Here is a 25,469-nt window from a genome sequence, read left to right as displayed (position 1 = left end):
GTCAGACAAACTGGCGGGCGGGTTGCCCGGCCATGAGAATGGCGGCATGCGTGGAGGCGACATCGGCATGCCGTGGCGCCTGCGTGAGCGCCGAGAGCAGCATGCGGTCGTTGAAGCGGAACGCGCACAGCAACTGATCCGCCGATGCGAGCTTCACGACCTGCGGCAGTGAAAGGCCGCTCAGCAGGTCCGCCACCTCCCCGGACAGACCCAGACGGAACATGCCGATTGCCCGGTCCTCGCGTAGCAGCCTCTGCGCAAGAATGAGATAGGACAAATTGATTTCGCGAATGATTTCCTGTGTGTCTTGATGGTCCATGGTATTCAGCCTTTGAGATTTATAAGCGGGCTGTTGCCAGTCGATTCATTCACGCCTGTGTCGCGAAGAATCATTAATTTCAGTTTAGACACTCACCGAAAGTGTTTCAATACTCAGACGAATAGTATTAATCAATAGAATCCGCATAATGCAAAGGAGCGATTCGGGATTTATTTCTGTTCGATCGCTGAACGGCCGGCAATTTTCGCGGGTAGCAAGACGAGAACGCATTGCCAAAAAGAGGTCCATTCGGCAAACGTTTGCACGGTGTGGTGAAAACATCACCTGCTTTGTTGTCACCAAAACTTCACACAGAAGCCTTAGCGTGCTCTGTTTTCTCAACCTTCGACGTCCCGATGCACCCTGCGTTTTCAAGGTTTTACCGCTTCTCCGGCCAGCGCAATTTACGCGTCGCGGGAGATTTATCCCAGGAAGTTCCATTCGTGGACGCCGAGGATTCGAATTCCCTCGTGATGGAAATCTTCTCGGCGCGCCGCCATATGGGAAGTTTGGCCGTGATTGAAAATCTGCGCCCGATCGGCCTGATCAATCGCGATATTTTCATGTCGCAGATGAGCAAGCCCTTTCACCGCGAGCTTTATGACAAGAAAAGCTGCATTGCTTTCATGGACAAGGAGCCGTTGGTCGTCGATGCGGATGAAAGCATCGAAACGCTTGCGTTCAGGACGGTCGAAGCCGGTGAGAAAGCGCTGGTGGACGGTTTCATCGTGACGCGGGGCGGACGCTTTGCGGGCGTGGGCAGCGGTCTGGAACTGGTCAGCGCCGTCGCGGAAATGCAGGCAGAGAAAAACCGCCAGATCATGCAGAGCATCGAGTACGCGAGCGTGATCCAGCGCGCGATGCTGCGCGCCTCCGACGAAGCGCTGGCCACCCAATTGCCGGGCGCCGCGCTGCAGTGGGAGCCGCGCGATGTCGTGGGCGGCGACTTCTATCACTTCGCCGCGTTTCCGCATGGCTGGTTCGGCGCCGTCGCCGATTGCACCGGCCACGGCGTGCCCGGCGCATTCATGACGCTGCTGGCTTCGGCTTCGCTGTCGCAGGCGCTCGAACAGATGGGGCCGCGCGATCCGGCCGCATTGCTTTCGGCGGTGAACCGCAACGTCAAGGGTCTGCTCGGTCAGGTGAACAGCGCGCCCGGCGAGGCCCGTTCGAACGACGGCCTGGATACCGCGTTCCTCTGGTTCGACACGCGCGAAAACGTGCTGCATTTCGCCGGCGCGCGGATCGCGCTGCATATCCTGGCGCCGGACGCGACGGAGTTCGAGACGCTCGCCGCCGACCGCATGGGCGTCGGTTACGTGGACAGCCACGCGGACTATGCGTGGAACCTGCACTCGGTGGCCGTGCCGGCCGGCAGCCTGCTGTTCATCTGCACGGACGGCCTGACCGATCAGATCGGCGGACCGCGCAGCATTTCCTTCGGCCGGCGTCGCGCGCTCGATGTGATTCGCGAGCATCGCGCCGAACCGGCGGCGGCCCTCTGCGAACGGCTGCGGCTGACGCTTGCGGACTGGCAGAGCGTGCAGCCCCGGCGCGACGACGTAACGTTCTTTTGTGTGCGACTCTAGCTCTTCCCAAGCATGTCTCAACTACTCGATCAAGACAGCGCCTTTTTCGACCTGGCGCAGCGACGCAACGTGCTCTTCTATCACAAGGGCTACTTCTCGCATAACATCGTCGCGGCGATGGGCGAGGTCGTCAAACTGCAGCTGGAAGTGGCCGGCGTGAACGGTCCGACGCGGCGCAAGCTGTTCTCTTCGTTCGTCGAGCTGTCGCAGAACATCGTGCATTACTCGTCGAATGCGCTGGCGCGCGACGGCGCGAAAGACGGCTCCATTCGCGAGGGCGCGGTCTGCATCTCCCGCGACGGCGATCGTCACGTCATGTTGTGCGTCAACCCGATGTCGAGCGCCGAAGTGGAAAGCCTGCGCAACAAGCTCGAGCCCTTGCGTCACATGTCGCTCGAGCAGATCAAGCAAGCCTATAAGGAATCGTTGCGCGCCGAGACGCCGGAAGACAGCAAGGGCGCCGGCATGGGCTTCCTCACGATGGCGCGCGATGCCAGCGCGCCACTCGAATTCGCTTTTCATCCGCGTGCCGACGAACCCGGAACCACGCTGTTTTGCCTCATGGCCATTATCTGAGCACAAGGCGCAAGAAATCATGGATAACTTCTATATTGCCGCCACGACCACGTCGCCCGAGGTCGATTTTCGTTTCGATCAGCATGCGTTGCTGCTGAAGGGTGAGTCGTATCCGGAGAACGCGGCGGCCTTCTATGCGCCCGTCATCGAGCGGATGCGCAAGTATCTTGCGGTGAACACGGACGCGGCCGTCACCATCGACGTTGCGCTCACGTACTTCAACAGTTCGAGCACCAAGATGCTGTTCAGCATGTTCGATGCGCTGAATGAGGCCGCGCAGTCGGGCTGCCGCGTGCTGATGAACTGGTATCACGACGAAGAAGACGAGACGATCGCCGAGTTCGGCGAGGAACTGAAGGCGGATTTCGATGCCATCGAGTTCACGGATCGTCCGGTGGCTTACCCGGGACGCTGAGGATGACTTCGATCTCCTCCGGCGACCCGATGCCCGCGCACGCCCCCGATCTGTTCGAGAACGAGACCGCCGCGCTGGAGAAAGCGCGCGGCGAGCATGCAGCGGACGGTGCGGATGCCGAAGCCTTGCGTCAGTCGCTGGGCGCGCTCATCGATCACTTCGAGCGCCTGATGCGTGAAACGCGCCGTCTGATCGGCCGCAGCGACCGCGCCGAACGCGAGATGCAGGTTCTGGCGCAGCAACTCGCGCACCGCGCTTCGCACGACGCGCTGACCGGCGTGTTCAACCGCAGCGCCGTGATCGAGCAGGCCACGCGCACGCTGAAGGAGCGCAGCGCGACGATGATCGTGCTCGACATCGACGAGTTCAAGCGCGTCAACGACGACTTCGGTCATCCGACGGGCGATGCCGTGATTCTCGGTGTCGTCGAGTGTCTGCGCCGCATCGTGGGCGAGGACGGTTTCATCGGCCGCGTGGGCGGGGAGGAGTTCACGGTGCTGGTGCCCGGCGACGATCACGCCGCCGCCGCCTCGCTCGCCGAACGCATGCGGGCCGCCATCAGCGAGGCGCGCGTGGTGCCGTCACTGGACCGCCGCATCACGGTCAGCTTCGGCGTCAGTCATAACCGCGCTGGAACCGGCTTCGATACCGCCTATGGTCTCGCCGACGAGGCGCTGTATCGCGCCAAGCGCAGCGGACGTAATCGTGTTGAATTCGCCACGCAATAGCGCGACTCGTTCACTGATTCACGCGTAGAGAATGCGCGTGCCGCTGTTGTTCAGCCAGGTGACGAACTCGTCGCCGAGGCCTTCGTCCGTCACCAGGCAGTCGATGCTTTCCATCGCGCCGAACGCGGCGAACTCCCGCTTGCCGAACTTCTTCGAATCCGCGAGCAGATAGACGGTCTTCGCGGCGTCGATCATCGCGCGCTTCACATGCAGGTCGATGAAGTCCGGATACGAGATGCCCGATTCCATCGACACGCCGCCTGCCGCGAGAAAGAGCTTGTCGACGAACATGCCTTCGAAGAAGGCCGACGCTTTCTCGCCCGACACCGCCACCGTCTCCGCCTTGAAGATGCCGCCAGTGAGCATCACGCGATTGGTCGGCTCCGCGCCGAGCAGGATGGCGATGTTCAGCGCATTCGTCACGATGCGCAGGTTCTTCCGGTCGAGCAGGTTTTTCGCGAGTTCGGTGGTGGTGGCGCCGCAGTCGAGAATCAGCGAGTCGCCGTTCGAGATCAGGCTCGCCGCCTTCCTGCCAATCAACGCCTTTTCCGGGCTGGTGGGCAGCACGGGCGCGTGGTCGGCGCGCCGCGCGGTTTCAGGTTGCGTCGACGTCAGCCGCACGCTGCCATGCACGCGTTCCACGCGCCCAAGACGCTGCAACTCGTCGATGTCCTTTCGAATCGTCGGCATGGAAACGCCGAATTCGCTGGAAAGCTCTGACAGCTTCACCAGTTTCGCGGCCTGCACGCGTTCGAAAATTTTTTCTGTTCTGGTCCGTTGATCCATTTTTGGTTTCCCGCCGACGCGTCGCCCGGCACGCGCGTCTGTATGCCCGTCTTCAAGCCCTATTCTGCCTCATCAGACGCGCTGCCGCGCCTTGCTTAGGTGTTTTCCCTTCTTTCGTTTGCTTCTCTTTGACTTTCGAAAGAAAGTAAAAGAAACTTGCTTTCAGGCAAACGGGAAGTCTGGGAGCAGGAATGGAAAACCCTTTCAAGCAGTCCGGCGATGCGCTACACCGTCGGGCGCAGGACATCCGCAAGAAGATCTGCGTGATGAACGCCAACGCGAAGAGCGGTCACACGGGCGGCGACATGTCGGAGGCGGACATCCTGGCGGCGCTGTATTTTCATGTGCTGCGCTATGAGGTCGAGGCAGGACAGCGCGTGCGCTGGCATGACGAGTTCATTCTCAGCAAGGGGCATGGCGTGGGCGGCCTGTATGCGTGTTTCGCGGAACTGGGCTGGCTGCCCGAACGCGAACTGCTCACGTACTTGAAGGACGACGGCCGTCTGCCAGGCCATCCGGTGCGGCAGAAGCTGCCTTCGTGGGTCACGGTGAATACCGGCGGCCTCGGCCATGGCTTCCCGATAGCTGCCGGCCTGGCGATGGCGAAGCAGCGCCACGCCGCGCGCAGCGGCGGCACGGGACGCGTGTTCGTGCTGACCGGCGACGGCGAACTCGAGGAAGGCTCCAACTGGGAAGCCGCGATGGCGGCGGCGCACTTCGAGCTGTCGAACCTGGTGGTGATCGTGGACCGCAATCGCCTGCAACTGGCGGACTTCACGCACAACATCATGGATCTCGATCCGCTCGACGAGAAATTCCGCGCGTTCGGCTTCGAGGTTCACGACGTCAATGGAAACCAGGTGGACTCCATTTGGAAACTATTGGAAAGTCTCGATTACGACAACCGCAAGCCGAAAGTGGTGATTGCGCACACCATCAAGGGGCGCGGCGTCTCCTTCATGGAGAACGTGCCCGCGTGGCATCACAAGTTCCCGACCGAAGATCAACTCAAGCAGGCGTTGCAGGAGCTCGACCATGCGTGACTACGCGGACTTGCGTGACGGCGCGGTGAGCGCAATCGACCGGCTGACTTCGGCGGGACGCGACATCATCGTCGTGGTGGCGGATTCCACTTCCACCTCGAAGATCGGCCCTTATCTCGAACGCTTTCCGGAGCGCGTGATCAACGTGGGCATCGCGGAGCAGAACATGGTCGGCATGGCCGCGGGCCTCGCGCTCGGCGGGCATATCGTGTTCACGGCAAACGCGGCGCCGTTTCTCGTCGGCCGGGCGAATGAGCAGGTCAAGAACGACGTCTGCTACAGCGCGACCAACGTCAAGATGCTCGGGCTCAATGCGGGCGTCGCCTACGGTCCGCTGGCCTCGACCCATCACGCGATCGACGATATCTCCATCATGAGCGGCTTCGGCACCGTGCAGATCTTCGCGCCGTGCGACGAGATGGAAACGGCGCAGGTGATCGACCATGCGGTGTCGGTGGACGGACCTGTCTACATCCGGCTCGACAACGCCAAATTCCCCGTCGTGCACGACGCGTCCTATCGCTTCGAGCCGGGCCGGCCGGACGTGCTGATCGAAGGGTCGAAGGTCGCGGTCATTGCGCTCGGCTCGGTGGTCGGAGAAGCGCTCGATGCCTGCGAGGCGCTGCGCCGCGACGGCGTGCTCGATCCGACGCTCGTCAACCTGTCCTCGCTGCGGCCGCTCGATCAGGACGCGCTCGCGGCGATTGTTCAGCGTCATGAAGCCATCGTCACGGTGGAGGAGCATTCGCTGCACGGCGGCATTGGCGCCACCGTGGCCATGCTGATGGCGCGCCGTCGCATCAATCGCCCGCTGACCACGCTCGGCATCACCGAAGGCGAGTTCGCGCAATACGGCACGCGGCAGGGCATTCGCAAACACTATGGCATCGACGCGGCGGGTATCGCCGACGCCGTGCGCGCGTTGTGCGCGCAATAGAACAACAGGACGGAGACGCACATGAGCATTCAATACGACATGTCGCTGCGCCACGGCGTCGATTTCGATTTTCGCCTCGACGGCAAGGTCGCCGTGGTCACGGGTGGCCTGGGCGGCATTGCAATGGCGACCAATGCCGCGCTGATCGCCAAAGGCGCGCGCGTGGCGATTCTGTATCCGGGCTTCGAGGAACCGCGCGTGCAGGCCGCGCTCGCGGAACTGGGTGCTGACAATGCACGCGCCTTTGCCTGCGATGTCGCCAACGAAGCCGAAGTCGAGCGCGCCATGGCCGCCGCGCGCGACCATTTCGGCGATGTGCATCTGCTCGTCAACGCGGCGGGCTGCATCACGTTGACGCGCGCCGAAGACATCACCTTCGACGAATGGCAGCGGCAGATCGGCGTGAATCTCACCGGGCCGTTCCTGTGCGCGAAACACTTCGCGCGCATCGTGCTCGCGAGCGGACATGGCGGCAAGATCGTCAACATCGCGTCGCAGGCGGCGACGGTCGCTATCGACCAGCATTGCGCCTATACCTCGGCAAAGGCCGGGTTGATCGGCATGACGAAGGTGCTGGCGAAGGAATGGGCGCCGCGCGGCATCACGGTGAACACGGTGTCGCCTACGGTCGTGCTGACGCCGATGGGCGCCGCCGCCTGGGAAGGCGAGAAGGGCGAGAACATGAAGAAGCTGATTCCGGTCGGACGCTTCGCCTACACCGACGAAATCGCCGCCGCGATTCTCTTCCTGCTGTCCAACGGCGCGGACATGATCACGGGCGCCGACATCATGATCGACGGAGGCTACACGATCGCCTGAGTCGTCATCCGAGCAAGACCACGCTGTTCCAGAAAGACAAACCAAACCGGAGACAACAACATGTGGAAGAAGCTTGCAGTCGCAGCCGCGGTAGCCGTATCGTTTGCCGCCGTGATGCCCGGCAGTGCGCACGCCGCGGGCAAGGGCACCATCGCGATTCTCGTCAACGCGCTCGACAATCCCTATTACGCGGCCGAAGCCAAGGGCGCGGAAGCCGAGGCGAAGAAGCTCGGTTATGACACCATCGTGCTCTCGCACGGCGAGGACGTGAACAAGCAGAACGAACTCGTGAACCTGGTGATCGGCAAGGGCGTGAAGGGCATCGTGCTCGACAACGCGGATTCGAACGCGAGCGTCGCCACGGTGCGCGCGGCGGCGGACAAGAATGTGCCGGTCGTGCTGATCAACCGCGAGATTCCGAAGGACGGCATTGCGATCGCGCAGCTGAGTCACAACAACCTGCAAGCGGGCACCGAAGTGGCGCAGCGCTTCGTCGAGACGATCGGCGAGAAGGGCGAATATGTCGAGCTGACCTGCAATCTCGCCGACAAGAACTGCGTCACGCGTTCGCAAGCCTTCCATCAGGTGCTGGATCAATATCCCGATCTCAAGATGGTCGCGCGCCAGGATGCCAAGGGCGCGCTGTTGCCCGGCAAGCAGGCGATGGATTCGATCCTGCAGGAGCATCCGAACATCAAGGGCGTGATCTGCGGTAACGGGCCGGTGGCGCTGGGCGCCATTGCGTCGCTGGAGTCGGCGGGGCACAAGGATGTCGTCGTGATGGGTATCGACGGCAGCAACGACGAGCGCGATTCGGTTCTCGCGGGCAAGCTGAAGGCCACCGTGATGCTGCAGGCGCAGGGCATCGCAATCCACGGCGTGGACCTGCTCGACAAATACATCAACACCGGCAAGACCGGCGAGCCGGAGCGCCAACTGACGCGCGGCATCCTGATCACGAAAGACAACGCATCGAAGGTCAAGGACTTCTACTACACGAAGTAAGGTGCGCGAACGGCAGCGGGCGCGGCCCGCTGCCAGGGCTTGTCAAGTGAGGTCGTCATGGTTCATCCCGTTTCCACCGGCTGGCGCGCGCTGCTGACGCTGTGCGTGCTGAGCCTCGCCGCGTGTCACGTCGTGACCGATACCGAGCTGGCGCAAATCCGCAGCCAGGGCCAGCACAAGGGCCCGGACGCCGCGAAGATGCTGAGCGACCAGCTCATTCCCTACGCCGACAAGAACGCCAAGCCCGCAGCGCAGGTGATCGGCGCGTTGAACCAGAATTTCGACGACGCCTGCAAGCAGTTCGGCTTCCGTCAGAGCAATGCGTTTCCGTGCAATTTCTGGCTGCGCGTGCAGGGCAAGGTGACGCGCATCGATTCGACTTCGCGGGTCGGCAAGGCGTATGTCGAGGTGGCGCCGGCGAGCGGCGGCGAGCCGGTGAGCGTGGTGCTGGAGATGGGTCCGGTGGTGGTCGGCACTGGCGTGCGCGACGGCTTTCCCGGCGTCAAGTACAGCGACTTCGACGACCAGACCCGCTTCGCCGCTTTCGGCCAGGAACTGAACAAGCTGGTCGTGGCGCGCGTGCAGCAGTCGTTGAAGCTGAAGGCCGGCGACAGCGTGGACGCCGCCGCCGTCTACAGCAGCTGGAGCGAGCCTGCGGGCGAGATCCGCGCGATTCCGGTGGTCTGGAAATGAGCGAACCCCGAACCCTGAACCCGGTGAACGTGATCGAGACGCGCGGCCTCTCGAAGCAGTATCCGGGCACGGCCGCGCTGATCGATGTCGATTACAAGGTGCGGCGCGGCAAGGTCAACGTGCTGATCGGCGAGAACGGCGCGGGCAAGTCCACGCTGATGAAACTGCTGGCCGGCGCGGAGACGCCCACTTCGGGCGAGATCTGGATCGACGAACAGCTCGCGCAGATCAGCGACGTGCGCAGCGCGGAGAAACACGGCATCGGCATCATTTTTCAGGAGCTGAATCTCTTTCCCGACATGACGGTCGCCGAGAACGTCTTCGCGGGCAACGAGATCACGAGTTCGGGCGTGATCGTGTCTAAGCGGGAAAATCATCAGGCGAAGGTGCTGCTCGACCGCCTGCATATCGCGATCGACCCGCGCACGCGGCTCGGCGATCTCTACGTGGGCCAGCAGCAGCTGATCGAGATCGCCAAGGCGCTGTCCAAGCACATCAAGGTGCTCATCATGGACGAGCCGACTTCCGCGCTGTCGAAGACGGAAGTGGAGATTCTCTTCAAGATCATCGGGCAGTTGAAGGATGAAGGCGTCACGGTCATCTACATCTCGCACCGGCTGGAAGAGATCATGGCCATCGGCGACTGCATCACGGTGCTGCGCAATGGCCGGCTCGTCGCCGAGGACGAGATCGCCAACATCGACATTCCATGGATCATCGAAGCGATGGTCGGCTCGTCGAAGAAGCGCTTCGCCTTCGAGCAGCACAGCATCGGCGCGGAGGTGCTCAAGGTGAAGGACCTCGCGCTCAAGCGTTCAAACGGCATCTACGCCGTGGATCACGTGTCGTTCTCGGTGAAGGCGGGCGAGGTGGTCGGCATCTACGGGCTGATGGGCGCGGGCCGCACCGAACTGCTGGAGTCGCTGCTCGGCGCCAATCCGCTCGCGCTCGGCGAGATCGAGCTGGCGGGCAAGGCCATCGAGGACATGCCGATTCCGAAGCGCATCGAAGCGGGCATCGCGCTGGTGCCGGAAGATCGTCAGAAGCAGGGCATGGTGCAACTGATGACGATCCTTGAAAACATGACGTTGTCGAGCCTCGGCAAGTTCACGCGGCGCTTTGTCGGTTCACTGACGCGCGACCGGCAAGTGGCAGCGGCGGACGACATCGTGAAGAGGCTCGCCATCAAGGCCGCTTCCGTCGATGCACCGATCACGTCGCTCTCGGGCGGCAACATGCAGAAGGTCGTGATCGGCAAGGCGCTGCTGACGAGGCCCAAGGTGCTGCTGATGGACGAGCCGACGCGCGGCATCGACGTCGGCGCGAAGGAAGATGTCTACAAGACCATCAGTCTGCTCGCGCAATCCGGCATTGCCGTGATCTATGCGACCTCCGAGCTGGACGAGGCCATGGCGGTATCGAACCGCGTGTTCGTCATGGCGAGCGGCCGGCTGACTGCCGTGCTGGAGCGCGGGCAGTTCGACAGCGAGCGCATCGTGCGCGCCTCGACGCCCGCGACCGCCGTAGTGTGAAAGGAACGAGATCCGAACCATGAATACACCCAACAGCAGCAATCCGCCGGTGACGCCGGTGCACGCGAAGCACAATCGTCAGGGCGCTTATGCAGCAGCGCGCTTCGCGGTGAACCTGCTCAAGCTGCGCATCTTTATCGCGCTGTTCGCGATCATCATCGTGTTCTCGCTGGCCACGGAAAGCTTTCTCTCCACCGGCAATCTGCTCATCATGGCGAAGCACGTCACCGTGGTCGCGATTCTTTCCATCGGCATGACGCTCGTGATCCTGACTGGCGGGATCGATCTGTCGGTCGGGTCGATTGTCGGCATCAGCGGCATGGCGGCGGGCTATTTGCTGCTCGAAGGCGTGAAGATCGGGCATCACGTGGTCTTCTTCAATCCGTGGGGCGTCGCGCTCATCGCCTGTCTGCTCGGCGCGTTGATCGGCGCGGTGAACGGCTATCTCATCACCATGCTCAACGTCGCGCCCTTCATCGCGACGCTCGGCATGCTCTACGTGGTGCGCGGCGCGGCGCTGCTGGTCAACAACGGCAGCACCTTCGCCGACCTCGAAGGCAATCCGGCGCTCGGCAACACGGGCTTCGAATTCATCGGCAACGGCACGATCCTCGGCCTCTCGATGCCCGTCTGGATCATGATCGTGCTCGCCGCCATCACCATCTTCATCGCCCGCAAGACGCCGCTCGGACGGCGCATCTACGCGATCGGCGGCAACGAGCAGGCCGCGCGCTTCTCGGGCATCCGCACGAATCGCGTGAAGCTGTTCGTGTACATGTTTTCGGGCTTTTGCGCGGCCATTGTCGGACTGGTCATCACGGCGCAATTGCAGACCGCGCATCCGCTGACCGGCCAGACCTATGAACTGAACGCCATCGCGGCGGTGGTGCTCGGCGGCACTGCGCTGATGGGCGGGCGCGGCACAGTGTTCGGCTCGGTGGTGGGCGCGTGCGTGATCAGCATTCTCGGCGACGGCATGGTGATGTGCGGCATCAGCGACTTCTGGCAGATGGTCATCAAGGGCCTCGTCATCATCTTCGCGGTGGTCGTCGATCAGTTGCAGCAGCGTCTCCAGTCGCGCATGGTGTCGCTCACCGCATGAGGCCCGGACGATGAAGACCATTCTCGCAATCGATCAAGGCACGAGCGGCACCAAGGCGCTCATCTTCGACAACGAAGGCCACGTGCATGCGCGCGGCTTCGCGCCGGTGGCCTGCGACACGCCGCGCACGGGCTTCGTCGAGCAGGATGCGAACGCGTTGTACGACTCGGTGCTGAAGGCTGTGCGCCAGTGTTTGAGCAACTACGAGGGCGAGATTGCCGGGATCGGCATCTCGAACCAGCGTGAGACGGTCGTGCTGTGGGACCGGCAGGGCGAGCCCATCGTGCCGGCGGTGTCGTGGCAGTGCCAGCGCTCGCTCGGCATCTGCGAACGCATGAAGGGCGACGGGCTCGCGCCGTTGATCGCGCAGAAGACCGGCTTGCTGATCGATCCGTATTTCTCCGGCACCAAGCTCGTCTGGCTCAACGAGAACGACGAACGCGTCCACGCGCGCATTGCAGCGGGCGAGGCGTTCTTCGGCACGGTGGACAGCTGGCTGCTGTACCGGCTGACGAAGGGAGCGGCGTATCGCACCGATTACACCAACGCGTCGCGCACGATGCTGCTGAATCTCGGCGCGCTCGAATGGGATCGTGAGCTCGTCGCGCTGTTCGGGCTGGAAGGGCTGCGGCTGCCGGAATTGCGGCCTTCGGCCTCCGACTTCGGCTCGACCGACTTCGACGGCCTGCTGGACCGTCCGCTGCCGATTCTCGCGATGATCGGCGATTCGCACGCGGCGGCTGTCGGCGAAGGATGCCTGCGTCCGGGCGTAGCGAAGGCGACGATGGGCACGGGCTCGTCGATCATGATGAACGTCGGCGCGAAGGCGCACGAACCGGAACACGGACTGGTGTCCACGTTGTGCTTCGCCATCGGGGAGCGCGTGGATTACGCGCTGGAGGGCATCGTCATCAGCGCGGGTTCCACGCCCGCGTTCCTCAAGGAAAAGCTGCATCTCTTCGATGACTTCGCCCACGCCGAGCAGGCCTTCACCGACTACGACAACGGCGGCGTGTTCCTGATTCCGGCGTTCTCGGGCATCGGCTGCCCGCACTGGAAGTATCCGGGCGGCGCGCAGATCGTCGGGCTGAATTTCTCGACGTCGTGGCAGCACGTGGCGCGGGCGGCGTATGAATCCATCGTGTATCAGATCAAGGATGTCATCACGGTCATGGAACAGGCCGCCGATGTGCCGCTCGCCGAACTGTATCTCGACGGCGGACTGACGCAGCGGCCGTTCCTCTTGCAGTATCTCTCCGACACGCTGGACCGGCCCGTCAGCACGCTCGCCGTCAGCGAGATCTCGGCGGCGGGCGCGGCGGCGCTGGCCGGATGTCAGGCGGGACTGGCGGATTCGCTGGATGCGTATCAGGCCAGGCGCGTGGTGGCGCGGCGCGTGGAGCCGGGAAGCGGCGTCGCGGCGGCCGCGGACAATCATGCGCAATGGCTGCGCTGGATCAATCGACTTTGAAAACCTGGGAGTAGGGAACGTGACTTATCAAGCCAAGCGGTTCGAAGGCAAGGTTGTGGTCGTGACGGGCGGCAGCCGGGGTATCGGACTGGCCATCGCGGAGCGCTTCGCGCGGGAAGGCGCCAAGGTCTGCGTGACCGCGAACGAGAAGAGCGTGCACGATGCCGCCGCGCACTTGCGCGAAGCAGGCTTCGAGGCGCTGGCCGTCGAGATGGACGTGACGGACAAGCAGCAGGTCGTGGCGCTTTACGAAGAGGTGGCGACCACGCTCGGCGAGGTGGATGTGTCGGTGCAGAATGCGGGCGTCATCACCATCGCGAAGCTGCCGGAACTCACTGAAGCCGACTGGGACAAGGTCATGGCCGTGAACACCAAGGGCGTGTTCCTGTGCTGCCAGGAAGCGGCCACGCGCATGCTGCGGGCGGGCAAGACCGGCAGGCTCATCAATACGGCGTCGGGGCAGGCGCGGCAGGGCTTCGTGTACACGCCGCACTACGCGGCCAGCAAGTTCGGCGTGCTCGGCATCACGCAGAGTCTCGCGAAGGAACTGGCGCCCACCGGCATCACGGTGAACGCGTTCTGCCCAGGCATCATCACCACCGACATGTGGTCCTACAACGACGAAGCCTGGGGCAAGCTGCTCGGCGACTACAAGCCCGGTGAATTGATGGCCGAGTGGGTCGCCAACATTCCGATGAAGCGCGCGGGCAACGGCGCGGACGTGGCCGGACTCGTGACCTTCCTCGCTTCGGAGGACGCCGCGTACATCACCGGCCAGACCGTCAACGTGGACGGCGGCATGTTCATGTCCTGAGCCCGCCGGCCGGCGCATACCGGCCGGCGGAAGCGCGCGGTGCTCAGACCGGCAGCGCGCTCAGCTTGGCGATGGTGTCGGCGCAGGCATGCGCGGCCTCGGCGCCCTTCACGAGGAAATGCTCGCTGAAGAAGCGGACGTGCTCTTCGCCGTGATGGAAGTGATGCGGCGTCAGCACCGCGGAGAACACCGGCGTGCCGGTGTCGAGCTGGACGCGCATCAAGCCGTCGATGACCGCATGCGCGACGAACTCATGGCGATAGATGCCGCCGTCGACCACGAGCCCCGCCGCGACGATGCCCGCATAGGGTCCGCTTTGCGCGAGATGCTTGGCGTGCAGCGGAATTTCAAAGGCGCCCGCCACTTCATAAAGATCGATGTCTTCACGCGCATAGCCCTTCGCGAGCATGGCCTCGATGAAGGCGGTCTTGCATTGATCGACGATGTCGCGATGCCAGCATGCCTGGACGAAGGCCACGCGAGGACGCCTGGCACCTGCGGAAGAGACAGCCTGTGCTTCGTTGGTGTGATTCATGTTCATGGACTTCAGCCTGTTTGGTGTGAACAGGGCGAAGGACAGCCGTTAGCCCCCGCACGCGCGCGGCGTGACGAAGGGCGGCGCGAGCCGTCCTGTTCTCTTTCATCCGGACTATACCGTCGGCCCCGGAATCCAACCGGGTCTGCTGACCTCGCCGGTGCGCCGGGTCCAATGGGATTGGACAGGCAGGACAACCGGTGAGCGCTCGCGGGCTACGTCTCCTGCAAGCAGGAAACGATTACCGCCGGTGGGGAATCGCACCCCGCCCCGAGAACGTGTTCCCCGACAAAATCGAGATACGGGAAACGAGGCGTACCTTATCATGATCCGCGTGCCTGCGCCGGATGCCCCTTGGGCCTGTCAGGCTTCGTTCCACCGGACCGATCACGCAAACCAGGAAGCAATCCGGCTGCTTTCACACGTCTTTCACATCCCTACGGCAAGCTCGCGGGTTTTTGACAAGCCTGCTTACTGTCTCCGTCCGGGATCAACCTGTGCATAACAAGATCGCCCTGAGCACCACACTTCCACTGCTGATCGCGCTTGCCGCTTGTGGCGGCAACTCGACGACCCCCGCCGCGAACAGCGCCGCCGCCACGGATACGGCCTCCGCGCCGGCCAGCGCGTCCACGCCCGTCGAGGCATCCGCGCCGACCTCGGCTTCGTCCCCCGAGGTCTCGACGCCACCGCAAGCCGTCCAGGCCGGTCAATGGGCCGCCGCGAGCGCGGGCCAGATGCTCGACGTCACGCTCGGCGAGCTGCATCCGACCCAAGCCGCACTGGGCTACGACCAGATCTACTACAAGCTCGGCCGTTACGAAGCCGATCCGACCAAGAAGTTCGATGACTTCTGCGCCGACGAAGGTCTCGACAGCCTGGCGACGGACGGCTCGTCGGCCAGCTCGAAGCTGACGGATTCGACCAGCTTCACCTGCACGACCACTGACACCGCCACGCGCGATACCACTGTCCTGAACCCGGTCGTGATCGGCCCGAACGGCGACTCGCTGTTTCTGACCGACGGTCATCATGGTCTCTCGACCTACTATGAAGTCCCCGACGGCGGCCCGACGCTGCATGTGCATGTCATCGTGAAGGACAACCTGAGCGCGTACTCGGGCACGACGTTCTGGTCGGAGATGCAGAATCGCGGCTACACGCGCCTGAAGGACGCCAACGGCGCGCCGATCACGGCGGCGCAGCTGCCCGCCGGTCTGGGCCTGAAGCAGGGCATGCAGAACGACGTGTATCGCTCGCTGGTGTATTTCACGCGCGACATCGGCTACAGCAAGCCCACGCCGTCCACGGATTTCCTCGAGTTCTACTGGGCCGACTGGCTGCGCGCGAACTTCCCGCTGACCGGCTACACGCTGACCACGCTCGGCGCCACCGATCCGGATCCCGCGACCGCCGATAGCGGCTACCTGAACGCGGTGTGGAACGCATCGCTGAAGATGGCCGCGACGACGGATCCCATCATCGACGGCAAGACCGGCAAGGACCTGGGCCGGCTCGACGCAATCAATGCGGGCAAGAAGTACAGCAAGGGCGAATTCGGCGATCTTCTGAAGCCGCTCAGCGCATCGAAGCCGGGCAAGCTGGCCTATACGCTCGACTACAAGGCGCGTAACGGCCTGAAGTGAAAATGCGCGCGGCGCGGTCCGGTTGGGACGGCGCCGCGCATGTTCATCCTGCATGCCGAGTTTCGTGAATCCGCCCGACGCTTGTCGCCGATGCTTCAATGCGAGATGCTCTCCAGCGACTTCCCGAGCGTGCGCGGTCCCATCAGCCCGATGGCGAGCATCACGAGCGTCATCGCCCCGGCGATGAACACGAACACGCCCGTGACGCCGAACTCCTTGAGCGTGAACGCAATCACGAACGAGCTGAACACCGCCGACAGGCGGCTCCACGAATAGACGAAGCCCACGGCGCGCGCGCGGATGGCGGTCGGATAAAGCTCCTGCTGGTAGGCGTGGTACGTGAACGAGATGATGTTGCCGGCCAGCGTCAGCAACACACCGAGCACGACGATGAACGACGCCGACGACGTCTGGCTGAACAACAGCCCGCTCACGATGTTGAGCGCCGCCATCGCGACGATGACATGCTTGCGCTCGAAGCGGTCGGCGATCAGATAGCCGAGCAGCGGGCCGAGCGGCGCCGCGAGTCCGATGAGGGTGGTGTACAGCAGACTCGACGTCACCGTGATGCCTTGCTTGACGAGCAGCGTCGGCACCCAGTTGGCGAAGCCGTAAAAGCCCACCGTCTGGAAAATGTGGAACAGGATGAGCATCACCGTGCGCCGGCGATACGGCGGTTTCCACATGTCCGCGAAACCGGCCTTGCGCGCGACCGGATCGGGCGCGCCCGGCGGCGGCAACGCTGCGCCGTGCTGCCGCGCCACGGCGGCTTCGAGAGTCTTCAGCACGGCATCGGCCTCGTCGATGCGGCCCTTGCTCGCGAGCCAGCGCGGGCTTTCCGGCAGGTTGCGCCGGAAATACCAGACGAACAGCGCGCTCACGCCGCCCAGCAGCGCGACCCAGCGCCAGCCGTCGAACCCGAACGGCGCGCGCGGCACGAGCAGCCAGGAGCAGAACGCCACGACCGGCACCGCCGAGAAGCCCACCGCCTGGCACACCGCGAAGGCGCGGCCGCGCAGATGCTTGGGCGCGAGCTCGGAGAGATACGTGCCGATCGTGACCAGCTCGACGCCGATGCCGAGTCCCGAGACGAAGCGCCAGAAGTTGAGACCGCCGGCGCTGTCCTGGAAGGCCATGACCGTATTGGCAGCGACGTACCAGAGCAGCGAATACGTGAAGATCGCGCGGCGGCCGAAGCGGTCGGCGAGAAAGCCGCACGCCGCCGTGCCGATGAACAGCCCGCAGAACAACGCCGCAATGAAGCTCGCGACACCCGAGGTGCCGAACAGGCCGGGCGTAGTCGGCGTGAGCAGGCCGCTCTTTACCAGCCCCGGCGCGATGTAGCCGGTGAACAGCAGGTCGTAGAGTTCGAAGAAGAAGCCGAGACTCAGCAGCAGGACCAGCTTCCAGACGGCGCGGGTCGCGGGCAGGCGGTCGAGCCGGGCTGAAATCAGGCCGCCAGGGTCAGGCGGCTCGGTGTCCGCCGCCACGGCCGGCGCGGGCGCGGCATGAAGGGTTTGGTGTAGCGGGGCGCTTGCCGAAATGGCCATGATTGTCTCCAGTCGTTTTTCTGGATGACGCAGGCTCGTATCATTCCGCGCGCGCCTCCATCTCATTGCTGGCCAATCTAGACGGGGCGGCGGTGCGCGAAAAGTGCCGCTTCGGCAGCGGGGGCATCGCAATCGGCGATGTTCTCGTTAACCCTGCGGCTGCGGTTCCGTGCGCATCGGCACTGCGCCGGGCATCACGCCCTGTTCATGCCGCGCGCGACGCACCGCCAGCGCGAGCAAGGCGGCGAACACGAGCGGCCCGATCCCGGCGTGCAGCGTGACGCCGCACAGATCGCCCAGCACGGGATACACCCACGCGATACACAGCGCCTCGCGCTCCCACGGGAGCCAGCCGTCGCGCAGGCCTTTCGCCGCATATAAGGCGATCGGCACGGCAAGCCAGGTGGTGTCGTAGTTGAAGATGTACGGGCTGATCATGCAGGTGGCGGCGACCAGCGCCGTGGCGCGCACGGCGAGGTCGTCCGAACGGCGCCACACCCAGATGACGGCGAGCGTCGCGGCGAGCGCCTGGCCGCCCTGCGCCACATAGGCCGCCGTGACCGGCACGTGCGCGAGCCGCAGCGTTGCGAACAGACTGGCCGTCTGGGTCCACGGCAGCGTGCCCTGGGCGATCGCCTGACTGGCGAGACTCATGCCATGCAGGAACGGCGGGATCGCGCCGAGCCCGAACACAGCGAGCGCGAGGCCGGTGAACAGCACCACCGTCACCGCCGCCGCGCCGAAGGCGGTCCACATGCCGGCACAGGCCAGCGCCAGCGGAAAGAGAATGGCGAGATGCGGCTTGATCGACAACAGGCCGATGCAGATGCCCGCCACCACCGGCCGCTTCTGCAGGTTCATGAAAGCAGCCAGCGCGAGCGCCGCCGTGAGGCAGGCGTTCTGGCCTTGCGCCATGGTCAGCCAGAGGCCGGGAAAGGCGAGGATCGGCAACAGGGCCTCGCGCATCGGCAGCACGCGGCGCAACAGCGTCACGAGCAGGCCGGCCGTGAGCAGCGCGAAGATCGCGTAGGAGACCGGGCTCGGCAGCCACGCGAGCGGCTTGAGCAGCAACAGGAAATTCGGCGGATAGAAGAACGGTCCAACCCGGGGAAAGCGCGGCGAGATGTGTCGCGCGGCTTCGGTCAGCGCGTCGAGCGAATAGGCGGCGAGCGGCCGGCCTTCGAGCCACAGGCGTGAGGCAGCCCAGAAGGTCGTGAAGTCGAAACCGTTCGGATGACCGTACAGGCCCCAGGAATAATGCGCGGTGCGTACCCCGACAATGACCAGCAGGAGCAGCGTCGAGAGGCAATAGACCCGCAGGCGCTTCAGGTTCAGCCAGTGCGCGGCGGCGGGGGCGTCGGACAGTCGGGTCGGGACGATGGGCATGAGCCGTTATATCGGCAACGGGAGGGCGTTCTTGAGCCGTCCCGTTGACCCGTCCGGCTCAGCGCCGGATCAACATCGACATCAGTGCGCTGCCCGCGCACAGACCCGCAACAATCGGAAAGATGATGGTCGTGTGACCGGTCGCATCGATGACGTGGCCGATGGCCGGCTCGCCGATGCCCGCGAACGCATACGACATCGTATTGAGCACGCCCGTTGCGGTGCCGGCCGCGCGCCGTCCGAAGATATCCGGACACAGCGCCCAGAACGACGAGGCCGGCCCGAACACGAAGAAGCCGCACAGGAACAGCAGCGCCACGCCCAGCAGGCTGCCATGCGGCACGAACATCATCCACACCGCGGTCGCGCAGGCGAGCACCATGTACCAGACGATCGCCACATAGCGCTTGCCCTGGAACAGCACGTCGGAGATCCAGCTGTTCGACAGCGAGCCGAGCGCCATCCCCACCGGCAACGCGATGGTGATCCACTTGGGATCGATCAGCGAGGACGAGGTCTTCCAGTCCATGCCCAGGAAATGCACCGGCACCCACACGACCAGCGCATAGCGCGCCGCGTTCTGCAGGCCGATGGCCAGTCCCGTGATATACAGCTTCCAGTTTCCGAGCACGAGCCGGTAGCGTTGCGCGCTGCTCAGTTCGTCGCCGGGAGAAGCGGGGGCAGCCGCCCCGGACGATTCGGCGGCAGGCAGATGCTTGTCCTCGGGACGCTCCGCGACGAAGCACAGCAGCACGAGCGCACCGAGCAGCATCGAGAGCGGCGCAAGACGGAAGATCCAGATCCAGCCGAGATGCAGCGTACCCAGGATCAGCACCGGAAGGATGTACGCGAGCACCGACGAGAATCCCGAAAAGCCCACATACACGCCGTACACGAAGCCGCGATGGCGGTCGTCCCACCAGTTCGACAGCAGGCGGCTGCCGGGGGCGAAACCCATCGACTGGAAGAAGCCGTTCAGCCCCCACGCGAGCAGGAAGAACACGAAGCCGTGGCCGAAGCTGAACAGCCAGTTCGCCGCGAGCGACAGCACCGCGCCCGCGATCATCATGGTCTTGCCGCCGAGCTTGTCGCCGAGATTGCCGTTGACGAACTGGCCGCCCGCGTAGCACCACAGCATGGTCGCGCTGATCCAGCCGATCTCGTATTTCGACAGTCCGAAGTCGTGCTGGATGCCGGCGACCGCGAAGCCGAGCGTCTGCCGCCCGGTGTAATAAAACAGATAGCAGAACGTCACGCCGATCAGCGCGCGCCAGCGATATTGCGCGCGCGTCGTCTCCTGGCGCGATAGTGCGTAATCCAGAACGTCGGGTGTATCAGAGGGCATGGTGTCTCCTGGTTGGCGCGATTCTGTGTCGCGCTCGTTGTGCGGTATTCAGGCGAGGTGATTGAGCGCGAGGTCGAAGGCGTCGAAGTTGCGCAGCCGGCGGTTTGCGTCGATACCGCTCAGCCTGCGGTTGAAGAGCAGCGGCACTTGCTGCTCGGACGCGCCGCCGTGCGAACGCAGCGGTACCGTGAGACCCGAGAGATCGTGCTGGTGCGCGGCGCTGCCGAGCACGGTCAGCCGTTCGCCGAGCACGACCAGATCGCCGATGCGGTCCGGCGGCAGTTCGAACCGCTCGCAGGCCTGCGCGCGCGTGAGCACCGCGTCGACGCCCGCGAGGCCGGCAAGGAATTCCGTCACGTCGCGCTGCGGCGCGCGCTCCCCGAGATACACGGTCGCGTATGAACCGAGCGCGCCGTGATGCACCACGTAGGGATCGGTGATCGGCAGGATCACGCGGGCGGCATCGGCGCCGAAGCGGGCGTCGAGCCGGTCCTGCAGGAAGACGATGCGCGGGCGGCCGAGCGCATCGGTCTTCGCGTTCATGCCGTGATCGGCGGTGATCGCGAGCACCGCGCCCGCGTCGTGGTACTGCGCGAAGTAGCGGTCCATCATCGCGTAGAAGGCGTTGGCCTCCGGCGTGCCGGGCGCGTGCTTGTGCTGCACGTAATCGGTGGTCGACAGATACATGAGGTCCGGGCGCTCATGCTGGAGCAGCGACAGCCCCGCCGCGAACACGAATTCCGACAGCTCCGCGCTGTACACCGAAGGCAAGGCCATGCCGGTCCGCTCGATCATCCCGGTCACGCCGTGCACCTCGATATCCAGCTGATCGGCCTTCTCCGCCGAGAAACAGATGCCGTGCAAGCCGTGACCGAGCAGCGCGCGCAGCTTGTCCTTCGCCGTCACCACGGCCACGCGCTGTCCCGCGCGCGCCATCTCCGCGAGAAGGGTCGGTGCGCGCAGGTACTTCGGGTCGTTCATCAGCACTTCGGTGCGGGTGTCCTCGTCGAAGAAGAAGTTGCCGCAGATGCCGTGCACCGAAGGCGGCGCGCCGGTGACGATCGACAGGTTGTTCGGGTTGGTGAACGACGGCAGCACGCAGTCGCCGGTCAGCACGGTGCCGGTGTCGGCGAGCCGCGCGAGGAACGGCGCTGCGCCCGCGAGGATGGCCTGGTTGATGTATTCCTGTTCGCAGCCATCGACGCACACCACGATGGTCGGCGCCGCAGGCATCTGATAGGAACGGGAGTTGACGGTGATTGAGGAGGACATGAGCGCACCTTGTCTGGTTGAGTCGGTTCCCAGCGTAAGATGAGCGTTTCGCTCACACAATCGAAATAAAGACGCGATACCTGTCAGAAAAAATCACATATGCGATCCAAGCTTCCTCCTCTCAACGCGTTGCGCGTGTTCGAAGTCGCCGCGCGCGCGGGCAGTTATTCGGCGGCGGCGCGCGAGCTCAACCTGACGCACGGCGCGGTCAGCCGACACATTGCGATTCTCGAGGAGTGGCTCGGCCAGCCGTTGTTCGCGCGTGAAGGACAGAGCATGGCGGCCTCGCCGCATGCGCGGGCGTTCGCGCGGGAGATCAGCGCGGCGTTCGACCATATCGCCGATGCCGCCGAGCGCTACGGCCGCGATCATCGCGTGAAGGTGATCCGGGTGAGCGCGTCGGCAACCGTGGCGATGCGCTGGCTGATTCCGCGCTTGCCGCTTTTCACCGAGCGTCATCCGGACGTGGACGTGCGCGTGTCCACCGCGATGTCCACCGAACCCGCGTTGCGCGGCAGCTTCGATCTGGCGATCCGCCGCTATGTGCCGCCGGGCGGCCAGTTCCAGAGCTGGCCGCTGTTCCGGGAACGCATGACGGTGATCGCGAGCCCGGCGCTGCTGGAGCGCACGGGTCTGAGCCGTGTCGAAGAGCTGGCGGCCGCGACCTGGCTGACCAGCGAGACGCGTCCGGGCGACTGGGAAGCGTGGCTCGAAGCTGTCGGCCATGCTTCATTGCGCGCGCATCGCATGCTGCGTTTCGATCACTTCTTCGTGACGCTGCAGGCGGTGGTGGACGGCCTGGGTTTCGGCATTGGCCCGCTGCCGACGCTGGACGCCGATTGCGCGTCCGGCCGCGTGTGCATGCCGTTTCCGGAACTGACGGCGAACGGCGCGACATATCACGCGCTGGTACCGCTGGATGCGGACAAGCCGGTTCACATGCGCGATTTCGTCGACTGGCTGCGGGCGAACGGCGACGCTGAGGCGCACGCATGAACGGACCCACAAACGGACGTTAAGACCGGCCCGCCCGCGAGTGCGCCTGGAACGCGGCCAGGCGTGGCGCGGGTTGGGCCGAAACGGGATGTTTGGGTCCGTTCAAGATGGCCAGGAGCCAGTGCGGATCCGTGGGTTCGATCCATTCGTTATTCCAGGACAGCAGTTTGTGCCGGCCCGCCCAGGTGGACATCTGCTGATCGAACGCCCCGCAGTAGTCACGCGCCGGGCAGACGAGTCCCGCCCAGGGATCGACGACCCAGCAGCCGTCATAGTCCTGCAGGCCTACGTGATCTATTGCGCCTGGCGGGACATGGCCCACCAGCGTGAAGGCATGGCTGCCTTGATAGTCCACTGCATAGACCGTGGCCTGTCCACCGTTCGACAGGATCAACTGCGCCGCGGCGCCGGCCATTTCCTGGCAATTGCCGGCGCGTGAGAGCAAGACGGCAGAGTAGTCGGTCGGAGCGTTTCGATAGGTGGCCTCCTGAACCGCCGCGACAGCCCGCATGGCGGCCTGCACGCGATGAATGCTATGCGCGTCTCCCTTGCGGAACTTGTTGGCCGATTTGGCTCCGCCCGAAAGAAAGGTGTCGCGGACGATGTTGAAGGACCAGCGCGCGTAGTGCTCGTCCGGGCTGCCGGACAGGGTTTGAGCAGGAGAGGCTTGATTGAAGAAAAGTTCAGCGTGGCTCGTCGTTGCGATCGGCGAGGTGTCCTCCGTCATCGTTTCGTCGAGTTGCTGCAACCCGCCCAGGTCCGGCAGGGTGTCCGACGCCGCTACCTCGACCCAGTCCGAGATATCGACTTCGTCCGGCATGGACAGCTCGACCCACTCCGACATGTCGACCTCGTCTAATGCCCCGCTCGTGTTCGTGTCCTCGGGCATGGCCGAGCGGGGCAGGAACGACTGCACGATTCGCAATTCGTCGTCGAGCGGATCGTCTTCCTCGAAGTAAGGCAGCGGCTCGGCGGCCTGCTGGAAGCCGGCGGACGAACCCGACGCAGACGAGCGGCCCGCACGCGTCTGGTTCGATTTCCTGCGTGGTGCGAATACTCTTCCGGCAAAACGAAACATCGGGTGCTCCCTTGCTGTGCGTTCGCGACACGTAGCGTGCCGGCGAATGAATAGGCGAAACGGCCGAATGGCAGTCAAGCCGTCACGATCGGCCTGTCGAGCGCCAGTATGGATTTGAAAACGGGCGCATAACACGACGCGAGCCCGCCGGCACAAAACTTTTCCTTCGCACATCAGGCGTCTCGCACCGCCGCCGCGAGCCTGCTCATTTCCAGCTCATTTTGCCCGCGCAGACTGCGTCCATTGATCGTCGAGGGAGACACCGTCATGGACCAGTTCAAGCAAGGGGCCTTCCGCTCCTACGTCGAGATCCTGCTCGACCAGTTGCTGCAACACACCGGCCAGACGGTGCTGCGCTATCGCGATGCCGACATCGACGGCCGCGCGCTGCGTGCAACGATCTTCCGATACGCGCGCGCGCTCGAAACCTTCGGCATCGGACGGGGTTCGCTGGTGGCGCTGTTCGCGCCGAACTGCCCCGCCGCGCTGGCCATCCATTACGCGGCCAATCTGCTCGGCGCGGCTTCGATGTTCCTGCCAGCGGCCGCCTCCGTCGATCATCGTGCGACCCTGCTGAAACGTATTCGCCCCGCGTTGCTGGTCGCGTTCGCTGAGACCGCGCATCTCGTACCGGAGGATGTCGGAATGCGGGTCGTGCATGTCGGCACGGGACTGGCGTCCATGCGGCTCGACTATCGCGCGTCCTTGCAATCGGCCGCGCCGCTGTCGAGCCGCGCCCGTCCCGACGATCTCGCGATGGTGGCGTCGTCAGGCGGCTCGACCGGCGTGCCGAAGGCCAGCCTGCGCAGCTTCGCGGCCTATTCGGCGATGGTCGGCGCAACATCCGCTCCGCAGCGCCGCCAGCTGGTCAACGGCGCGCTGGCTTACCTGTCGCAAGTGCTCGTCGATCAGACGCTGACGGGCGGCGGCACGGTGGTGCTGCGCCCCGGCTTCGATGCCGCCGACACGCTCGCGACCATCGAAGCCGAACGCATCACCGACCTGCTGCTGGTCGAACCGCAACTGTTCGAGACGATGGATCATCCGGACGCCCGCACCCGCGACCTGTCCTCGCTGCGCTCGATCGTGCATATCGGCGGTTCGGCGCCGGCCGTGCTGCTGCGACGCGCGCTCGCTCGCTTCGGGCCGGTGCTCACGCACATGTACGGCGCGAGCGAGGCCGGTCTCGTGAGCGTGCTGACGCCGTCCGACTACCTCGCCAACCCCTCCGCGCTGGAAAGCTCGGGGCGTGTGCGCAACGGCGTCGAACTGCGTCTGCGCCGGGCCGACGGCTTGTTGGCGGCGCCTGGCGAAAGCGGCCGCATTGAGGTGAAATCGGCTTCGGTGGCGCAGGGCTATCGCAATCAGCCGGTCGAGTCGACGCTCAAGTTCTGTGGCGGCTGGTGCATGACCGGCGACGTCGGCATGATCGACGCGCACGGCTATCTGCATGTGCTCGGCCGCGCGACCGAGATCGTCGAGATGGGCGGCGCGCCGTTCGGGCCCGCGCAGATCGAGGCGTCGCTGTGTGCGTTGCATCAGGTGCGCTACGCCGTGGCGGTGTCCAATGACTATCCCGCTTCCAGCAAGCTATGGAATGTCGTGGTGATGCCGTGGCCGGGTCTGTCGCTGAATCTCGCGTTGTGCCGGCGGGTGATCGAGCTGAACTGCGGCAGGCAAGTTGCCGAGGCGGTGCACCTGATGACGGCGCCGCGCGTGCCGCTCACCGAGCAGGGCAAGGTGGATCGCGGCGCGATCGGCCGTCTGGCGCTGACTGTGCCGGATGACACGATGCCGGGACAGGAAGCCGCGCTCGGCGCGTGAGCGCTGCC

Annotated in this window: 24 protein-coding genes and 1 riboswitch; of the genes, 16 read left to right on the top strand and 8 right to left on the bottom strand. The window is 64.4% G+C overall.

Annotated elements, in window-relative coordinates; translation table 11 throughout:
- Position 1: 1 nt before the first annotated feature.
- The gene (gene flhD, locus QCE63_RS24440) at positions 2 to 319 is read right to left on the bottom strand and encodes a flagellar transcriptional regulator FlhD (protein ID WP_309836605.1); all 318 of its coding nucleotides are present in this window, start codon (positions 317 to 319) and stop codon (positions 2 to 4) included.
- A 473-nt stretch (positions 320 to 792) separates the two neighbouring features.
- On the opposite strand from flhD, the gene QCE63_RS24435 reads away from it, so the two are divergent.
- The 4 genes from QCE63_RS24435 to QCE63_RS24420 are packed head-to-tail and all read left to right on the top strand — an operon-like array spanning position 793 to position 3,627.
- Entirely contained in the window at positions 793 to 1,908 is a 1,116-nt protein-coding gene (locus QCE63_RS24435; RefSeq protein WP_309837324.1) for a SpoIIE family protein phosphatase, read from the top strand.
- Positions 1,909 to 1,920: 12 nt separating this feature from the next.
- Positions 1,921 to 2,484 (top strand): SiaB family protein kinase, encoded by a 564-nt coding sequence (locus QCE63_RS24430; protein ID WP_309836604.1) that lies wholly within the window; start codon positions 1,921 to 1,923, stop codon positions 2,482 to 2,484.
- Between the two features lie 19 nt (positions 2,485 to 2,503).
- Positions 2,504 to 2,899 carry a DUF1987 domain-containing protein gene (locus tag QCE63_RS24425; protein ID WP_309836603.1) on the top strand — a complete coding sequence of 132 codons (396 nt, stop codon included), beginning with the start codon at positions 2,504 to 2,506 and terminating at the stop codon, positions 2,897 to 2,899.
- A 2-nt stretch (positions 2,900 to 2,901) separates the two neighbouring features.
- On the top strand, positions 2,902 to 3,627 hold the full coding sequence (locus tag QCE63_RS24420) for a GGDEF domain-containing protein (protein ID WP_309836602.1): 726 nt from the start codon (positions 2,902 to 2,904) through the stop codon (positions 3,625 to 3,627).
- An 18-nt stretch (positions 3,628 to 3,645) separates the two neighbouring features.
- Here the strand turns inward: QCE63_RS24420 and QCE63_RS24415 are convergent, their stop codons facing one another.
- Complete coding sequence (locus tag QCE63_RS24415) at positions 3,646 to 4,413, bottom strand: DeoR/GlpR family DNA-binding transcription regulator (RefSeq protein WP_309836601.1); 768 nt, start codon at positions 4,411 to 4,413, stop codon at positions 3,646 to 3,648.
- A 191-nt stretch (positions 4,414 to 4,604) separates the two neighbouring features.
- Here QCE63_RS24415 and QCE63_RS24410 point away from each other — a divergent pair, with 191 nt between their 5' ends.
- The 9 genes from QCE63_RS24410 to QCE63_RS24370 are packed head-to-tail and all read left to right on the top strand — an operon-like array spanning position 4,605 to position 13,829.
- Positions 4,605 to 5,456 (top strand): transketolase, encoded by an 852-nt coding sequence (locus QCE63_RS24410; protein WP_309836599.1) that lies wholly within the window; start codon positions 4,605 to 4,607, stop codon positions 5,454 to 5,456.
- Positions 5,449 to 6,393: a transketolase C-terminal domain-containing protein gene (locus QCE63_RS24405; RefSeq protein WP_309836597.1), complete on the top strand. Its 945-nt coding sequence runs from the start codon at positions 5,449 to 5,451 to the stop codon at positions 6,391 to 6,393. The genes QCE63_RS24410 and QCE63_RS24405 overlap by 8 nt, the downstream gene beginning before the upstream one ends.
- A gap of 21 nt (positions 6,394 to 6,414) precedes the next feature.
- Entirely contained in the window at positions 6,415 to 7,212 is a 798-nt protein-coding gene (locus QCE63_RS24400; RefSeq protein WP_309836595.1) for a GolD/DthD family dehydrogenase, read from the top strand.
- Positions 7,213 to 7,272: 60 nt separating this feature from the next.
- On the top strand, positions 7,273 to 8,217 hold the full coding sequence (locus QCE63_RS24395; RefSeq protein ID WP_309836594.1) for a D-ribose ABC transporter substrate-binding protein: 945 nt from the start codon (positions 7,273 to 7,275) through the stop codon (positions 8,215 to 8,217).
- Between the two features lie 57 nt (positions 8,218 to 8,274).
- On the top strand, positions 8,275 to 8,910 hold the full coding sequence (locus QCE63_RS24390) for a DUF2291 family protein (RefSeq protein WP_309836593.1): 636 nt from the start codon (positions 8,275 to 8,277) through the stop codon (positions 8,908 to 8,910).
- Complete coding sequence (locus QCE63_RS24385) at positions 8,907 to 10,442, top strand: sugar ABC transporter ATP-binding protein (RefSeq protein WP_309836590.1); 1,536 nt, start codon at positions 8,907 to 8,909, stop codon at positions 10,440 to 10,442. Before QCE63_RS24390 ends, QCE63_RS24385 begins: the two co-directional genes overlap by 4 nt.
- A gap of 19 nt (positions 10,443 to 10,461) precedes the next feature.
- Positions 10,462 to 11,544 (top strand): ABC transporter permease, encoded by a 1,083-nt coding sequence (locus tag QCE63_RS24380; RefSeq protein ID WP_309836588.1) that lies wholly within the window; start codon positions 10,462 to 10,464, stop codon positions 11,542 to 11,544.
- 10 nt (positions 11,545 to 11,554) lie between these two features.
- Positions 11,555 to 13,015 carry an FGGY family carbohydrate kinase gene (locus QCE63_RS24375; protein WP_309836587.1) on the top strand — a complete coding sequence of 487 codons (1,461 nt, stop codon included), beginning with the start codon at positions 11,555 to 11,557 and terminating at the stop codon, positions 13,013 to 13,015.
- 19 nt (positions 13,016 to 13,034) lie between these two features.
- Entirely contained in the window at positions 13,035 to 13,829 is a 795-nt protein-coding gene (locus QCE63_RS24370) for a glucose 1-dehydrogenase (RefSeq protein ID WP_309836585.1), read from the top strand.
- 43 nt (positions 13,830 to 13,872) lie between these two features.
- Here QCE63_RS24370 and QCE63_RS24365 read toward each other — a convergent pair whose 3' ends face one another.
- Entirely contained in the window at positions 13,873 to 14,370 is a 498-nt protein-coding gene (locus QCE63_RS24365; protein WP_309836584.1) for a 6,7-dimethyl-8-ribityllumazine synthase, read from the bottom strand.
- Positions 14,371 to 14,457: 87 nt separating this feature from the next.
- Positions 14,458 to 14,646, bottom strand: a riboswitch (FMN riboswitch).
- A 215-nt stretch (positions 14,647 to 14,861) separates the two neighbouring features.
- On the opposite strand from QCE63_RS24365, the gene QCE63_RS24360 reads away from it, so the two are divergent.
- Positions 14,862 to 16,010, top strand: coding sequence for a ParB/Srx family N-terminal domain-containing protein (locus QCE63_RS24360; protein WP_309836583.1), 1,149 nt, complete (start codon positions 14,862 to 14,864; stop codon positions 16,008 to 16,010).
- Between the two features lie 95 nt (positions 16,011 to 16,105).
- Here QCE63_RS24360 and QCE63_RS24355 read toward each other — a convergent pair whose 3' ends face one another.
- The 4 genes from QCE63_RS24355 to phnA all read right to left on the bottom strand — a co-directional run bounded on the left by QCE63_RS24355 (position 16,106) and on the right by phnA (position 21,563).
- Positions 16,106 to 17,560, bottom strand: coding sequence for an MFS transporter (locus QCE63_RS24355; protein WP_309836582.1), 1,455 nt, complete (start codon positions 17,558 to 17,560; stop codon positions 16,106 to 16,108).
- Positions 17,561 to 17,707: 147 nt separating this feature from the next.
- Positions 17,708 to 18,946 (bottom strand): glycosyltransferase family 87 protein, encoded by a 1,239-nt coding sequence (locus QCE63_RS24350; RefSeq protein WP_309836581.1) that lies wholly within the window; start codon positions 18,944 to 18,946, stop codon positions 17,708 to 17,710.
- 58 nt (positions 18,947 to 19,004) lie between these two features.
- Positions 19,005 to 20,291, bottom strand: coding sequence for an MFS transporter (locus QCE63_RS24345; protein ID WP_309836580.1), 1,287 nt, complete (start codon positions 20,289 to 20,291; stop codon positions 19,005 to 19,007).
- Positions 20,292 to 20,339: 48 nt separating this feature from the next.
- Positions 20,340 to 21,563, bottom strand: coding sequence for a phosphonoacetate hydrolase (gene phnA / locus QCE63_RS24340; protein WP_309836579.1), 1,224 nt, complete (start codon positions 21,561 to 21,563; stop codon positions 20,340 to 20,342).
- Between the two features lie 99 nt (positions 21,564 to 21,662).
- Here phnA and QCE63_RS24335 point away from each other — a divergent pair, with 99 nt between their 5' ends.
- Positions 21,663 to 22,559, top strand: coding sequence for a LysR substrate-binding domain-containing protein (locus tag QCE63_RS24335; RefSeq protein ID WP_309836577.1), 897 nt, complete (start codon positions 21,663 to 21,665; stop codon positions 22,557 to 22,559).
- 19 nt (positions 22,560 to 22,578) lie between these two features.
- Here the strand turns inward: QCE63_RS24335 and QCE63_RS24330 are convergent, their stop codons facing one another.
- Positions 22,579 to 23,637, bottom strand: coding sequence for a hypothetical protein (locus tag QCE63_RS24330; RefSeq protein ID WP_309836575.1), 1,059 nt, complete (start codon positions 23,635 to 23,637; stop codon positions 22,579 to 22,581).
- A 267-nt stretch (positions 23,638 to 23,904) separates the two neighbouring features.
- Here QCE63_RS24330 and QCE63_RS24325 point away from each other — a divergent pair, with 267 nt between their 5' ends.
- Positions 23,905 to 25,461: an AMP-binding protein gene (locus tag QCE63_RS24325; protein ID WP_309836574.1), complete on the top strand. Its 1,557-nt coding sequence runs from the start codon at positions 23,905 to 23,907 to the stop codon at positions 25,459 to 25,461.
- The last annotated feature ends 8 nt before the right edge of the window (positions 25,462 to 25,469 follow it).

Origin of the sequence: Caballeronia sp. LZ065 (genome assembly GCF_031450975.1) — a bacterium.
Lineage (GTDB): Bacteria > Pseudomonadota > Gammaproteobacteria > Burkholderiales > Burkholderiaceae > Caballeronia.
The sequence above is the reverse complement of the archived record's forward strand: the minus strand, read 5'-3'. Positions and strand labels throughout refer to the sequence as shown.

What these genes read in the sequence shown, in the direction of transcription:
- QCE63_RS24425 (WP_309836603.1), top strand. Translation starts at nt 2,504, where the DNA reads ATGGATAACTTCTATATTGCCGCCACGACCACGTCGCCCGAGGTCGAT.
- QCE63_RS24385 (WP_309836590.1), top strand. Translation starts at nt 8,907, where the DNA reads ATGAGCGAACCCCGAACCCTGAACCCGGTGAACGTGATCGAGACGCGC.
- QCE63_RS24375 (WP_309836587.1), top strand. Translation starts at nt 11,555, where the DNA reads ATGAAGACCATTCTCGCAATCGATCAAGGCACGAGCGGCACCAAGGCG.
- QCE63_RS24335 (WP_309836577.1), top strand. Translation starts at nt 21,663, where the DNA reads ATGCGATCCAAGCTTCCTCCTCTCAACGCGTTGCGCGTGTTCGAAGTC.
- QCE63_RS24345 (WP_309836580.1), bottom strand. Translation starts at nt 20,291, where the DNA reads ATGCCCTCTGATACACCCGACGTTCTGGATTACGCACTATCGCGCCAG.
- QCE63_RS24390 (WP_309836593.1), top strand. Translation starts at nt 8,275, where the DNA reads ATGGTTCATCCCGTTTCCACCGGCTGGCGCGCGCTGCTGACGCTGTGC.
- QCE63_RS24410 (WP_309836599.1), top strand. Translation starts at nt 4,605, where the DNA reads ATGGAAAACCCTTTCAAGCAGTCCGGCGATGCGCTACACCGTCGGGCG.
- QCE63_RS24365 (WP_309836584.1), bottom strand. Translation starts at nt 14,370, where the DNA reads ATGAACATGAATCACACCAACGAAGCACAGGCTGTCTCTTCCGCAGGT.
- QCE63_RS24400 (WP_309836595.1), top strand. Translation starts at nt 6,415, where the DNA reads ATGAGCATTCAATACGACATGTCGCTGCGCCACGGCGTCGATTTCGAT.
- QCE63_RS24415 (WP_309836601.1), bottom strand. Translation starts at nt 4,413, where the DNA reads ATGGATCAACGGACCAGAACAGAAAAAATTTTCGAACGCGTGCAGGCC.
- flhD (WP_309836605.1), bottom strand. Translation starts at nt 319, where the DNA reads ATGGACCATCAAGACACACAGGAAATCATTCGCGAAATCAATTTGTCC.
- QCE63_RS24325 (WP_309836574.1), top strand. Translation starts at nt 23,905, where the DNA reads ATGGACCAGTTCAAGCAAGGGGCCTTCCGCTCCTACGTCGAGATCCTG.
- QCE63_RS24420 (WP_309836602.1), top strand. Translation starts at nt 2,902, where the DNA reads ATGACTTCGATCTCCTCCGGCGACCCGATGCCCGCGCACGCCCCCGAT.
- QCE63_RS24380 (WP_309836588.1), top strand. Translation starts at nt 10,462, where the DNA reads ATGAATACACCCAACAGCAGCAATCCGCCGGTGACGCCGGTGCACGCG.
- QCE63_RS24350 (WP_309836581.1), bottom strand. Translation starts at nt 18,946, where the DNA reads ATGCCCATCGTCCCGACCCGACTGTCCGACGCCCCCGCCGCCGCGCAC.
- QCE63_RS24395 (WP_309836594.1), top strand. Translation starts at nt 7,273, where the DNA reads ATGTGGAAGAAGCTTGCAGTCGCAGCCGCGGTAGCCGTATCGTTTGCC.
- QCE63_RS24430 (WP_309836604.1), top strand. Translation starts at nt 1,921, where the DNA reads ATGTCTCAACTACTCGATCAAGACAGCGCCTTTTTCGACCTGGCGCAG.
- QCE63_RS24330 (WP_309836575.1), bottom strand. Translation starts at nt 23,637, where the DNA reads ATGTTTCGTTTTGCCGGAAGAGTATTCGCACCACGCAGGAAATCGAAC.
- QCE63_RS24435 (WP_309837324.1), top strand. Translation starts at nt 793, where the DNA reads ATGGAAATCTTCTCGGCGCGCCGCCATATGGGAAGTTTGGCCGTGATT.
- QCE63_RS24405 (WP_309836597.1), top strand. Translation starts at nt 5,449, where the DNA reads ATGCGTGACTACGCGGACTTGCGTGACGGCGCGGTGAGCGCAATCGAC.
- QCE63_RS24355 (WP_309836582.1), bottom strand. Translation starts at nt 17,560, where the DNA reads ATGGCCATTTCGGCAAGCGCCCCGCTACACCAAACCCTTCATGCCGCG.
- phnA (WP_309836579.1), bottom strand. Translation starts at nt 21,563, where the DNA reads ATGTCCTCCTCAATCACCGTCAACTCCCGTTCCTATCAGATGCCTGCG.